General features: G+C 65.1%; 10 protein-coding genes and 1 tRNA gene. 4 read left to right on the top strand and 7 right to left on the bottom strand.

Annotated elements, in window-relative coordinates:
• Positions 1–8: 8 nt before the first annotated feature.
• The 4 genes from dapF to ASG11_RS03990 form a co-directional block, all read right to left on the bottom strand.
• The gene (gene dapF, locus ASG11_RS04005) at positions 9–989 is read right to left on the bottom strand and encodes a diaminopimelate epimerase (protein WP_055775476.1); all 981 of its coding nucleotides are present in this window, start codon (positions 987–989) and stop codon (positions 9–11) included.
• Between the two features lie 58 nt (positions 990–1,047).
• Complete coding sequence (locus ASG11_RS04000; RefSeq protein WP_055775473.1) at positions 1,048–2,124, bottom strand: DUF2855 family protein; 1,077 nt, start codon at positions 2,122–2,124, stop codon at positions 1,048–1,050.
• A gap of 184 nt (positions 2,125–2,308) precedes the next feature.
• The gene (locus ASG11_RS03995) at positions 2,309–2,869 is read right to left on the bottom strand and encodes an MOSC domain-containing protein (protein ID WP_055775470.1); all 561 of its coding nucleotides are present in this window, start codon (positions 2,867–2,869) and stop codon (positions 2,309–2,311) included.
• Positions 2,866–3,300, bottom strand: a complete 435-nt coding sequence (locus ASG11_RS03990) for a DUF6456 domain-containing protein (protein WP_055775467.1) — start codon at positions 3,298–3,300, stop codon at positions 2,866–2,868. The genes ASG11_RS03995 and ASG11_RS03990 overlap by 4 nt, the downstream gene beginning before the upstream one ends.
• Positions 3,301–3,395: 95 nt before the next feature.
• Between ASG11_RS03990 and ASG11_RS03985 the strand changes: the two genes are divergently transcribed.
• Both ASG11_RS03985 and ASG11_RS03980 read left to right on the top strand, forming a co-directional pair.
• A complete protein-coding gene (locus tag ASG11_RS03985) occupies positions 3,396–3,959 on the top strand; it encodes a helix-turn-helix domain-containing protein (protein ID WP_055775464.1) in 564 nt (187 codons plus the stop codon).
• A gap of 230 nt (positions 3,960–4,189) precedes the next feature.
• A complete protein-coding gene (locus ASG11_RS03980) occupies positions 4,190–8,125 on the top strand; it encodes an autotransporter domain-containing protein (protein ID WP_082472570.1) in 3,936 nt (1,311 codons plus the stop codon).
• A 113-nt stretch (positions 8,126–8,238) separates the two neighbouring features.
• Here ASG11_RS03980 and ASG11_RS03975 read toward each other — a convergent pair.
• Positions 8,239–8,314: transfer RNA gene (locus ASG11_RS03975), tRNA-Val, on the bottom strand.
• Between the two features lie 63 nt (positions 8,315–8,377).
• On the opposite strand from ASG11_RS03975, the gene ASG11_RS03970 reads away from it, so the two are divergent.
• On the top strand, positions 8,378–9,064 hold the full coding sequence (locus ASG11_RS03970) for a retropepsin-like aspartic protease family protein (protein ID WP_236697367.1): 687 nt from the start codon (positions 8,378–8,380) through the stop codon (positions 9,062–9,064).
• Here ASG11_RS03970 and ASG11_RS03965 read toward each other — a convergent pair whose 3' ends face one another.
• Both ASG11_RS03965 and ASG11_RS03960 read right to left on the bottom strand, forming a co-directional pair.
• The gene (locus ASG11_RS03965; protein ID WP_055775460.1) at positions 9,065–9,853 is read right to left on the bottom strand and encodes an SDR family oxidoreductase; all 789 of its coding nucleotides are present in this window, start codon (positions 9,851–9,853) and stop codon (positions 9,065–9,067) included.
• A 116-nt stretch (positions 9,854–9,969) separates the two neighbouring features.
• Positions 9,970–11,115, bottom strand: a complete 1,146-nt coding sequence (locus ASG11_RS03960) for an acyl-CoA dehydrogenase family protein (protein WP_055780226.1) — start codon at positions 11,113–11,115, stop codon at positions 9,970–9,972.
• Positions 11,116–11,371: 256 nt separating this feature from the next.
• On the opposite strand from ASG11_RS03960, the gene ASG11_RS03955 reads away from it, so the two are divergent.
• Positions 11,372–12,217 carry an SDR family NAD(P)-dependent oxidoreductase gene (locus tag ASG11_RS03955; RefSeq protein ID WP_055775457.1) on the top strand — a complete coding sequence of 282 codons (846 nt, stop codon included), beginning with the start codon at positions 11,372–11,374 and terminating at the stop codon, positions 12,215–12,217.
• Positions 12,218–12,420 lie beyond the last annotated feature (203 nt).

Below are 12,420 nucleotides of genomic sequence, written 5' to 3'. Positions count from 1 at the left end.
ACCGCGTGTCAGGCGCTTGGTTCCGCCTGTATCCAGGCCGCCGTTTCGATCACCGCGGCCCAGGCGGCAATCTCGTCGTTATAGTGCCGCGTGACGATCAGGTCGCCGGCGATACCTCGCGCCGCATCCACCTCGGCCGATCCGGCCCACTCCCAGGTCGCATTGCCCGACAGGCGCACCATGCCGTCGCTTTCCGCCTGCCCCAGCACGAGCCCACCGCGATTGAACACGCGCATCTCCACGCCGAATTCGCGCCGCCCGGTCAGGCATGCGGCGAACACCGAAGCCGCCATCGCGCTGCCGCAACTGTCCGTCAGCCCCACCCCGCGCTCGAACGTCCGCACGAATATTCCGTCCCCCCGCATTGTAACGAACGACACGTTGGCACGATTGGGCAGCCAGTCCGGCGCCGCCTCGCAGACCGTGCCGACCGCCACCAGTTCGTCCTCGTCGACCACCTCGTCAAAGCTCACCAGATGCGGGTTCGGCATCGCAACGGCCGTGAAGCGTCGCGCCGTCGGCAGCATCGGGATCACCTGCTCGACGATCTCGTGGGCGTCGAGGCCGGTCAGCGGCGCCGATAACGGCCAATGCGTCACATCGAGATCCGCCGGCCCCGCCGTCTCGCGCACCGTATGGACGCCTGCCGCCAGCGGCCGGTCCAGTTCGGCATGCGCGACCGAGGTCTTCAGATGCACCTCGGCCCGCTCCAGCCCAAGCGCCTCGAACCCGGCGCGCGCCACGCAGCGCAATCCGTTCAGGCACGTCTCCGCCTCGGACCCGTCCGAATTGAACATCCGCATCCCGAACGCCTGCGTCTTGTCGCCGTCCGTCAGCAGCAACAGTCCGTCGCCGCCAACCGGCCCGCGCCGATCCGCCAGCGCCCGCGCCACCCCCGCCCAGATCGCATCGTCGAGCACGATCCCGCGCGCATCGATGAGCGGAAAGTCGTTACCCGAGCCATGGCATTTAATGAAATCGAACCGCATGCCCGAGACCTAAGCCCGTCACCCGCCCACCGCAACAATGCTTCTTACGCTCCTCGACTCACCACCGCATCACATACCCCACATCCGGCTTGGCGCGTCCCGCCACCTGATCGCGCCACACCTGCTGCAACGCGTCGCTTCCGCGCCGCGCGTCGACCGTCACCCAGCCGTCCGCATCGGCCAAGAAACCAGACCAGCGCCCCGCTACGCCCGCCTGGAACGCCTCCGGCCCCTGCTCCGCGATCAACGCCGCCGCGGCATCCGGCGCGAAGAACCATACCGGCTTCGGTCCCGAGGTCGGCACCGCCTCACCCTCGTCGTGATGCGTCACGCCGACCTTCAGCACATAAGCGAGTTGCTCCCCCAGCCGCGCCGCGAGATCGGCCAGCAATTGGGCGTTGCCGGCGAAATCCACCACCACCGCCTTGCCGCCGATTTCCAGCTCGTCGAGCGCATCGTACGTGACCACCCGGTCGTACAATCCCGTCTCCTCGACGAACGCCGCATTGCCGCCGCTGGTGAGGCAGATACGCGTGATGCCGGGGCTGGCGGCGCGCGCGACATGCGCCAGGCCCATCGCCGTCTTGCTGGAGGCACTGGTCAGGATCACGTTGCCAGCCCCCTGCCAGTCGGCGCGGCGCAACTGGTCCTCGATCAGGAAGCTGGTCAGGAACAGGGGCTCAAACAGCATGCGCACATCCTCACGCGCCGGATCGTGCGACGGGTCGGCTGCGAGCCGCTTATACTGGTTATACACCGTCGCCATCGGCCGGCGATGCTCCGCCATGTCGCGGAACAGCCCGGCCGAAACCTTGCCCGGCTGCACGATCAGATGCGTCGCCATCGGCAGATAGCCATAGACGCGCTCGCCCACCGCGATCTCCGGATGCCGCGACGCCGTCACCCGCGCATGGCCCCATACCGGCACGATCCCCCAGCCTTCGGCCGCGGGAAAGAAGTTCCAGTATTTCACCGTCTCGCCCACCACCGCATAGGTCACGTTGTTCGCGGTCAGCGCGAACGCCTCGATCTCCAGCAGCACCTCGCCGTCCTTCGGCCCGGGCGCGATCGTCTCGTTGATCGCTATCTGCTCCAGCGCATCGCGCCGTATCATCATCTCGCGCTTGATCGGCATGAACGGGCCTTTCGACAGATTGGGGTTCGCTTCGGCATTCTAGCATATTCGGCCCCGCCCCACCCGTCATCCCGAACGTGTTTCGGGATCCAGGCGTGGTCATCTGCCAGATCGACGGGGTCCGCGCGGCACGCGACCGCGCCTCGACGCCGAAACGAGTTCGGCATGACGGTGCGCCAAACACTCAAACCACCCCCAGTGATCGCGCAGGCCCAGCGGGCAATTCCACCCGCACCGTATCCCCCGCCCGTACCACGCCGCCGGCGACGACCACCGCCATCACCCCGGCCTTGCGCACCAGCGATCCATCCGGCGTGCGGTCCAAGGTCGCCGCCAACAACCCCTTCTGGAAGCGGTCGATCTGCACGCAGGGATTGCGCAGGCCCGTCACCCGCACGATCGCCTCTTCGCCCAGCTTCAGCAGCGTGTCCTCCGGCAGATCGAGCAACCCGATCCCTCGCGTCGTCACGTTCTCGCCCAGCTCGCCCGGCGCCACCGCGAAGCCACGCGCCGCCAGTTCGTCAAACAATTCGCCGTGGATCAGATGCACCTGGCGCAGGTTCGGCACGCTCGGATCCTTCGCCTTGCGCGACAGATGCTGCACCGTGACGCCCCGATGCGCGTCGCCCTCCACGCCCAGACCGGCGATCAGTCGGATCTCGTCACGGCGCGGCTTGGCGAAGCGGTGTTCCTCATCCGCCGCCACCGCGACCACACGCGCCTGCTCTTGTTCGTCGTCGCTCATCGCAAACCATAATGGTCCGCCAGCCGGTCGAGCGCCAGCGTCAGTACGATCCGTCCGGCGCGCACCGGCCAGCCCAGCGCCTTTTCCGCCGCCGGCAGCCCCTCGCACGCGCACACCACGCGCCACAGCACGTCGTTCAGCCCCGGCCCGACCGCCTCGATCGCGGCATCGAAGCGCCGTTTCGCCGCGATCTGCGCGGTACTGGGGTCGAGGCCCGCCGCCCCGCCATCCACGCGCGCCTCCCACCGCATCGTTACGCGCGGCCCCATCGCCGCCATTTCGTAATCGCAGCGCAACCGCTCGCCCGCCTCGAACTGCCGCGCATCGATCAGTCCGCGCGCGCGCAACCATCCGAGCGGCGATTCCGCCAGATTGACCGTCACGCTGCGCCGCCCCGCGCCCTCCATCCCCCGTTCCGCCAATTGCCGCATCGTCTCGCTCCCATATCGCCCGAGTCGGGGGGGGCTTGCCACAATGTCAGCTTTGTAGGACAGAGAGAAAACCGATCTGGTTAGGAATCCGTGATATGATCACCGCCATCCGCGAAGTCCGCCGCGCCAAGGGCATGACGCTCGACGACGTCGCCCGCGCCTGCGTGCCGCCCACCACCGCGCAGACGATCGGCCGTCTCGAAACCGGCACCCGCACCGTCTCGGTCGGCTGGCTCAACCGCATCGCCGACGCGCTGGGCGTAACCGCCGCCGATCTCGTCACCCTGCCCGAACGCAGCGGCATCCCCGTCGCCGCGATCCTCGACGGCGCCGGCGTCACCTCGCCGAGGCAGCCGATCACGCTCACCGCACCCGTCCCCACGCCCGGCCTGGTCGCGATCACCGTGGCGGCCGGCGTCGGTGACTATCGCCGCGGCGACGAGATCTGGTGCGAGACGATCGCCCCCGAAGCCTTTGGCAATGCGCTCAACCGCGACGTGCTCGTCCCCCGCCCCGCCGGGCGCTTCCTGTTCGCCCGCCTGATCGGCCGCGACGGCGGCAAACTCCACCTCCTGCCGCTCGACTCCGGCAGCCGACAGCAGATCGTCACCGCCCCCCCCTGGATCGCCCCCGCCATTCGACTGGTACGTACGCTTTAGAACGGGCGCGGACAATGCTCCCCAAAACACATTGACAGGGCCACCCTTTTCACTCCCTACGTCCAATTACGCTGGCCTAAACGAAGAAAATACTTGGCGTCGCCATACGCGCTATCAATGCGCCTGAAAAATGCGGCGACGCTGTATTTGAATGACATTAAAAGCGTTCATTTCGACAATTGACATCGGTCTACGCGATAGGCATTGCCTTCAAAACCGGGGGGAATGTGATGATAACATTGACTAAAACGCGTGCAAGATTTCTCTGCTCTGCGGGAATTGCTGCGCTCGAGGTGTTTTTTGCTTCGACCGCCCAGGCACGATGCGTCACGACCGGGATTACAGTTGTTTGCGATACCGCAGCGCCAAATCCTGAAACAAACGGTGCAAGCGGCACTGAAATCGTTGTGCGCTCTGGCGCTGTCGTCAGGCTGGACGATCCGTCCGCCGGAGCGTCGTTGCGGACGACGACTGTTTCGGTAAATGCCACCGGTCGGCTGACCACCGAAATCGGAAGCCAGATATTCGACGTCGCGAATGGCGGCACCGCGGTAACTACCGGAAATGGCGTCACTATCAGTCATTCCGGCGCCATCACGGCACTTCGTCCGGGCGCACGCGGCGTGCTGCTGGGATCGAACAGCTCCATCGTGGTCAACAGCGGTGCTGTGGTAGAGACCGTGGGTAACGGCAGCGTCTTAACATTTCAAAATCAAAGCGCGGCGATCGCAACATCTGGCAACGACGCCGCGATTACGGTCAACGGCGTCGTCCGTTCCAGCGGGTCTAACGCGCCGGCAATCAGCACAACGACGACTGATCTCTTCGGCCCCGTTTCGTTCAGGGCGGCGGTAACGGTCGGCGCGACGGGAAGCGTGACGACCTCGGGTTCTGGATCGACGGCGATCGGCTTGGCGGGCGGCTCGAGCCTAAGCGTCGCCGGATCGGTGTCGGCAAGCGGGCTGAATAGCAGTGCTGTTGTCTATGGGCCAGGCCCGGGCACCGACGTGGCGATCTCCGTAGGCGCGGGCGGAACGATAAGTTCTGCGCACGCAGCGGCGATCTCGGGGACGGGTGCGAATGCCATCGTTTCAATCGCGGGCACGGTGAATGGAGCCGTTTCGCTTGGTTCGGGAAATGATCGCATCGGCTTGATCACTGGCGGCAAGGTCACCGGCCTCGTCGATGGCGGCACCGGTATCGACACCCTGAATCTCTCGGGCACCGGTGCCGGTACCCTCGGTGGGACCGCGAACATCGAAACGCTGGCAATCGCTAGCGGCAGCTGGACGCTGGGCGGGATCCAAAGCTATGCCAGTGGCGTCACTTTGGCGGCCGGCGCCGGCCTCACGGTCGATAGCGACGGCCAGCTCGCTATTCCCGGCAATGGCCAAGCCGGGTTTGGCGCGGTGACCATACTGGGCTCCGGTACGAAAATCGTCGTCAAAGGCATGCTGCGCGGTGGAAACGCCGGTCCTGGCAACAGCGTCGCCGCTATCTCGGCGCAAACCGCCGACGGCACGCGCGCTTTGGCCGCCGATATCACGGTGGGGGCGAACGGCTTCCTATACGGTAACACCTTCAACGCGCCGACGCTTCTGCTATCCGGCGGCGGTACGGTAGTGACCACAAATGGCACGATCGCCGGAACCGGGGCAGGCTCGAACGGGCTCACCTACACCGATTTGCTGGCCGGCCCGCTCACCATCAACATCGGTCAGACCGGAAGGATCGCTTCAAACATTAGCGGTGCCGCCATCTCGGGGGTTGGCACCAACACGGTGAACGTAGATCTCACGATCGCTGGAACCATCTTCGTTCAGTCCACGTCATCGCCTTCGGTGGCGCTCGGCAATGCCAATGATCGAGTTACGGTAACGAACACCGCTTCGATCACCGGAACCATCGACGCAGGCGGCGGCACCGACACGCTGCGGCTGGTGAATGCCGGCAGTGGCGGCGTGGCGCTGCCTCTCAACAGCTCGTTCGAAAACCTCGAAGTTGTCAGCGGCCTGTGGACGACAGCGAATGCGCTCAGCTACCCATCGGTCATCGTCGCCAGCGGGGCAGAGCTCCGGGGTTTGGCTGACGTCATTTCCATCAACTATCGTACCAGTCCCGTTAGTGTCAGCGGAAGCGCGACCAATATCACCAATGCGGGCACAATCCGCGCGGGAAGCGGCTATGCGATTTCGCTGGCCGGCATGTTCAACGACACGATCATCAATTCCGGAACAATTATTGGCGGCACTGCCGGCGCAATCGACCTGGGTGATGGGGACGACACGCTGGCCTTGATAACCGGCTCAGTCATCACCGGCAGCGTCAATGGTGGCGGCGGCAATGATCGCGTTACGCTCAATGGGGCAGGATCGGGCAGTTTTGCTGGCGCATCCGGCTTCGAGACCTTGACCGCAAATAGCGGCAGTTGGACACTTTCGGGCAATCAGCGTTACATCAGCGGCATTACCATTGCCGCCCCAGCAACGCTGATCGGCGATAGCTCCACGCTGACCGGATTGATCTCCAACGCGGGAACCTTGGTATTCAACCAGCCTGTCGATGGCTCGTTCGTCGGCACGCTGGCCGGCACCGGGCAGCTGGTCAAATCCGGTACGGCGGCGCTGACGATCGGCACCCAGACCGGGTTTTTCGGCGCAACCAGCATTACTGGCGGACGCCTCGTGCTGGCCGGCACGCTCCCCTCGGCGGTCTCGGTAGCGAGCGGCGGCGCGCTGGCCGGAAATGGCACCGTTGCGAACCTGGCAATCGCCTCGGGCGGCACGGTATCGCCAGGGAACAGCCCAGGCACCATCGCCGTGACCGGCAATTTCAGCCAAGCGGCAGGATCCAACTATATCGCCGAAACGACGGCTGCGGGAGTGTCCGATCGGATTGCGATCGGCGGCACGGCAACGATTGGCAACGGCGCATTGCTGACCGTGACCCGCGATGGCGGCACCTACGTGATCGGTCAGCGATACACGCTGCTGACCGCGACCGGCGGGGTCATCGGCACCTACACGCTGGTCCAGACCGCGACGGGCGGCACCGAATTACGGTTGGCACAGAGTGCGACTGGCATATTCATCGATGTCGCCCGCAGTGCACCCTCGCTGCCCGAGCTGGCGCAGACCCTGAACCAGCGATCGGTGGCGCCTGCCTTTGCCGCGCTCGGTGGCGGCAATGCCGCCTATGCTGCCCTGACGCTCGAACCTAACGACACAATCGTGCGTACAGCATTCGATGCCCTTTCAGGGGAGGTCCACGCGTCGCTCCGCACTGCCATGATCAAGGGTGCGCAAGCGGGCGAGGATGCAGTGCGCACGCGGATCCTGTCGCGGTCGGCCGGCAATGGCATCTGGGGTCAGATCACCGGATTGGACGGCAATGACGATCGTGGCCCTAGTGTGGCCAGTGTCGGTCGGCGCGGCTGGGGTGCCTTCGGTGGCGTCGATATCGCGGTTGGGGAACACCTCCGCGCTGGTATCGCTGGCGGCTATACCCGAACGCGGCTGAACGTAGATGAGCGGGCCAGTAGTGCGACGGTCAAGGGGAAGCATCTGCTGGGCTATGCCGGCGGCGCGTTGGGTCCGATCTCGTTGCGCGGCAGTGTTGGGTATTCGTGGGTCGATAATAAGGTGCGGCGCTCCATTGTCTTTACTGGATACAGCGCGATCCACAACTCTGACTATGACGGCAATGTACTCCACGGACTGCTAGAGGCGGGCGTAAAGCGACCACTGCTTGGCGGCACGGTCCAACCGTTTGCCGGGATCGAAGCGTACCGTGTCCATAACGACGCGTTCACGGAATCTGCCGGTGCAACCGCGCTCGTCGGGGTGGCCAGGAATCAGACGTTCACGATGTCGAATCTTGGCGTGCGCGCCGACACGCCGTTGGTCGGCGGGCTGAGCGCTCGAACGCAACTCGGCTGGCAACATGTTCTAGGCATCGCGCAGCCGCGGTCGACCCTGCAATTTGTTGGTGGTCAGCTGCCCTTCACCGTTGTCGGGGCAACGCTGTCGCGGGACAGCGCGGCGGTGTCGCTCGATCTCGAATGGCGGCCGGTCGAAACGTTTTCCATCATCGCCGGCTATTCGGGCGCGATCGGCAGCAACGGCCACGACAGCCGTTTCCGCCTAACGGCTGCGATCGGCTTCTGATCGGCGGCAAGCTCGAATTCCCACGACCCTGAGCATCGGATGGCATCATCGCAATGATGCTCAGGGCCAGCTCCACCAAAAAGCTGAATGTCATGGAAATGCTCGAGAAGGTGTGGTGGGCGATGACGGGCTCGAACCGCCGACATTCTCGGTGTAAACGAGACGCTCTACCAACTGAGCTAATCGCCCCCATGGGGAGCCGCGTCATAGCGCGATTTTCGCGCTGGGCAAGGCCGGTCGCATAGCGCCGCTATGGACGAAGCCTCGGTCGATACTATGTTCCCCATCGTGAACGATCTGCTCGCCAACCTGGTCGACGGTCTCTTCGGGGGCAACGTGCCGTTCTATGTCGTCATCGCCGCCGGCGTGATGGTGCTGATCGCGGCGCGGCGCTTCCGGCTGTTCGGCAATCTGCTGACGCTCGCACTGGCCGGGGTCGCGCTCGCCATCCTGGTCCCGGTGGTGAAGGAGCGCGCGCGTTTCGATCCGCGCCTCGCCCGCCTGGGCGACCTTTTCGGCCACGATCCGCGCGCGCAGCAGGCGGTCGGCGGCGAGCTGCGCGTGCCGATCGCGGCGGACGGGCATTTCTGGGTCGACGTGCGCATCGGCGGCGCCACGCAGCGCATGCTGATCGACAGCGGCGCGACGATCACCGCTCTGTCGGAACGCGCCGCCGCCACCGCCATTCTCCGGCCGGAAACCCCGGCCGTCCCCGTCCTGCTGCAAACTGCCAACGGTCCTATCCGCGCCCGCACCGCGACGATCGCCGTACTGCACATCGGCAATGTCGTCGCGCGCGACGTGCCCGTCGTCGTGTCGCCAGCGTTCGGCGACATGAGCGTGCTCGGTATGAACGTTTTATCGCGGCTAAAATCCTGGCGGGTGGAAGGCGACACGCTGATCCTCGTGCCGCACCACCCGCAGGATGTCACCGCCTGATCATGCGTCGATCGACGTGCCCAGCGCGGCGTGCACCAGTCCACCATCGACCGTGATCGTATCGCCGATCACATAATCCCCGGCGCGGCTCGCCAGGTAGATCGCCGCCCCGGCCATGTCCTCGTCCACGCCGATGCGCTTCGCCGGAATGCCCTTGGCGATCTCCGAACCGTGGTCGCGCGCCGCCTTGTTCATCTCGCTGGCGAAGGCACCCGGCGCGATCGAGGTGACATTGATCGAATCCTGCACCAGCCGTGCGGCCATCCGCTTGGTCAGATAGATTAGCGCCGATTTCGACGCGTGATAGCTGTACGTCTCCCACGGGTTCAGCCGCTGCCCGTCGATCGAGGTGATGTTGATGACCTTGGACGGCTTGTCCGGCCGCGCCGCCTGTTTCAGCGCTGCGTGCAGCGCCTGGGTCAGGAAGAAGGGCGACTTTACGTTCAGGTCCATCACCTTGTCCCAGCCTTTTTCCGGGAAGTCCTCGAACGGCTCGCCCCAGGCCGCGCCGGCATTGTTGACCAGGATATCGAGGCTGTCGGTATGCTCGGCCAGTTGCGCGGCCAGTGCCTTGCAGCCGGCCACGGTCGACACGTCCTGCGGCAGCGCAATGCACTTCTCGCCCAACTCTTGCGCCGTTTGGAAACAGACATCGGCCTTGCGCGCGGAGATATACACCGTCGCCCCCTGCGCGATGAAGCCTGCCGCGATCATCTTCCCGATCCCGCGCGAGCCGCCGGTAACGAGTGCGGTGCGCCCGTCGAGGCGAAAGAGGTTGGTCGTATCCATGTGCATTCACTCCCAAATTTGTCACCCCAGCAGAGGCTGGGGTCTTCCTGTGGTCCGGCGCGCCGCACGCCACCGCGAGACCCCCGCCTACGCTGGGGTGACGGCCATTGCGCGGGTCAACCCCCGCGCTTGATTGTCTCGCGCGCGATGATGATCTGCTGGATCTGGCTGGTCCCTTCGTAAATCCGGAACAACCGCACATCGCGGTACAGCCGCTCGATCCCGTAATCGGCGATATAGCCCGCCCCGCCGAAAATCTGCACCGCGCGATCCGCAACCCTGCCGACCATCTCGGACGCGAAATACTTCGCCGCGGCCGATTCCATCACCACGTCTTTGCCTGCATCCTTCGCCGTCGCCGTCTCCAGCACCATGGCGCGTGCCACCAGCGCTTCGGTCTTGGAATCCGCGATCATGCCCTGGATCAGTTGATGCTCGGCGATCGGCTTGCCGAACTGCTTGCGCTCCGTCGCATAGGCCACGCAATCGGCGATCAGCCGTTCCGCCACGCCGACGCATACTGCGCTGATGTGCAGCCGCCCGCGATCGAGCACGCGCATCGCAATCTTGAACCCCTCGCCCTCGGCACCCAGTCGGTTCTCCGCCGGCACGATCACGTCGTCGAAAATGACGTCGGCGACCTTCGCGCCCTTCTGCCCCATCTTCTTTTCCGGCTCGCCGATCGCTACGCCCGTCAGATCGCGCGGCACGAGGAACGCGGACACGCCGCGCGCGCCGGGTTCCTCGCTCGTCCGCGCCATCACGGTGAACAGGTCGGCCTTGTCGGCATTCGTGATGTAGCGCTTGGTGCCGCTCAGCCGGTACGCCTGCCCGTCAAACGTCGCGCGCGTCTTCACCGCGCCCGAGTCGCTGCCCACGTCCGGCTCGGTCAGCGCGAAGCTGGTGATGATCTCGCCACTGGCGATCCTCGGCAGCCACGCGGCTTTCTGTTCGGCGTTGCCAGCCATGACGAGGCCCTGCGATCCGATCCCGACATTGGTGCCGAAGGTCGATCGGAATGCCGGCGTCGTCCGCCCGAGTTCGATCGCGACGCGCGCTTCCTCGCTCATCGTCAGGCCCAGGCCGCCATATTCCTCGGCGATCGACAGGCCGAACAGGCCCATGTCGCGCATCTCTTGCACGATCTCAGCCGGAATGGCGTCCGCCTCCTCGACCGCACCTTCCAGCGGCCGCAGCCGTTCGGCCACGAAGCGGCGCACCGTATCGATCAGCGCATCGAAGGTTTCGGGGTCGAGTGCCATATCATCCTCTTTCACGGTCATGCTGAACGTGTTTCAGCATCCATGCGCGGTCGACGACCCCAGATGCGCGCCCCTTGTGGCAAGCGACCGCGTCTGGATCCTGAAACGAGTTCAGGATGACGGATGGATATCCGCTCGATGCCTCAATCGTTCGTCCGCCGCAAACCCGAAATTCCAAAACCGCGCGTTGACCGCGTGAAACCCCATACTATGCTGTGCAAAACCACATATAAGATAATCTTCCAGGGAGAATGACATGCGCTTCACCGGCAAGAACGCCGTGGTAACCGGCGGTGCCTCGGGCATCGGCAAGGCCACCGCTCTGCGGCTCGCCGAGGAAGGGGCCCAGGTCTGGATCGGCGATATCGACGAGGCCGGCGGGCGCGAGATCGCCGATATGTCGAACGGCAAGATCCACTTCCTGCGCACCGATGTGATGCAGGCGGGCGACATCCAGGCGATCATGCACGCGGTGGATTCGGCCGGCGGGCTCGACGTCGTGTTCAACAATGCCGGCGCCGGCGGATCGCGCGATCCGATTGACAAGATCAGGCCGGACGATTGGGATCGTACCCTGGCGCTGCTGCTGCGCTCGGTCGCGCTCGGCATCCGCTATGCCGCCCCGCTGATGATCGCGCGCCGGGAACGCGGCGGCGGCGGCGGCGCGATCGTCAACACTGCCTCGATCGCCGCCTTGCAGACCGGTGCCGCGCCCACCGCCTATTCCGTCGCCAAGGCCGGCGTGCTCCATTTGACGAAGATGGCGGCGGCGGACCTGTCGCGCTACGATATTCGCGTCAACGCGGTGTGCCCCGGCTTCATTACCACCAACATCTTCACCTCGGCTCTGGGCATCGAGGGCGAGAAGCTTGCTCAGGCCAATGGCGCGATCAACCACATCGCCGCCAAGGCCCAGCCGCTGCAACGCGCCGGTCGCGCGGAAGACATCGCCGCCGCCGTCGCCTATCTGGCGAGCGCGGATGCCAGCTTCGTCACCGGTACACACATCACCGTCGACGGCGGTATGACGATCGGCCCGCGCCACAGCTGGGACGCAGACGTGCCGTCGCTCTTCTCCTCGCTGGAAGCATTTGCTGGCTGAGATATCCGTTCAGGCAAACCGGCAAGGTGCTTGCTTGGTGTTAAGGGGGAGAGCAGGGAGACCTGAGCGCCGATCGACAGTCAGCACGTCTGCGGCGGAGGCCGGGGCCGGTCGGACAACGGACAGGTTTCGGTACTGTGCGACGTGACCACGACCTTCAGCTGGGCCCCGCCCTCCGCCGGGGAAGGATGCTTGCTCGAAAG

The organism is Sphingomonas sp. Leaf357, assembly GCF_001423845.1.
Lineage (GTDB): Bacteria > Pseudomonadota > Alphaproteobacteria > Sphingomonadales > Sphingomonadaceae > Sphingomonas.
This window is presented reverse-complemented; position numbering and strand designations above follow the sequence as displayed.

Bases quoted from the DNA above. Each gene is read 5' to 3' on its own strand.
- ASG11_RS03970 (WP_236697367.1), top strand. From the start codon at position 8,378: ATGGACGAAGCCTCGGTCGATACTATGTTCCCCATCGTGAACGATCTG.
- ASG11_RS03955 (WP_055775457.1), top strand. From the start codon at position 11,372: ATGCGCTTCACCGGCAAGAACGCCGTGGTAACCGGCGGTGCCTCGGGC.
- ASG11_RS03990 (WP_055775467.1), bottom strand. From the start codon at position 3,300: ATGCGGCAATTGGCGGAACGGGGGATGGAGGGCGCGGGGCGGCGCAGC.
- ASG11_RS03980 (WP_082472570.1), top strand. From the start codon at position 4,190: ATGATAACATTGACTAAAACGCGTGCAAGATTTCTCTGCTCTGCGGGA.
- dapF (WP_055775476.1), bottom strand. From the start codon at position 989: ATGCGGTTCGATTTCATTAAATGCCATGGCTCGGGTAACGACTTTCCG.
- ASG11_RS03995 (WP_055775470.1), bottom strand. From the start codon at position 2,869: ATGAGCGACGACGAACAAGAGCAGGCGCGTGTGGTCGCGGTGGCGGCG.
- ASG11_RS03985 (WP_055775464.1), top strand. From the start codon at position 3,396: ATGATCACCGCCATCCGCGAAGTCCGCCGCGCCAAGGGCATGACGCTC.
- ASG11_RS04000 (WP_055775473.1), bottom strand. From the start codon at position 2,124: ATGCCGATCAAGCGCGAGATGATGATACGGCGCGATGCGCTGGAGCAG.
- ASG11_RS03965 (WP_055775460.1), bottom strand. From the start codon at position 9,853: ATGGATACGACCAACCTCTTTCGCCTCGACGGGCGCACCGCACTCGTT.
- ASG11_RS03960 (WP_055780226.1), bottom strand. From the start codon at position 11,115: ATGGCACTCGACCCCGAAACCTTCGATGCGCTGATCGATACGGTGCGC.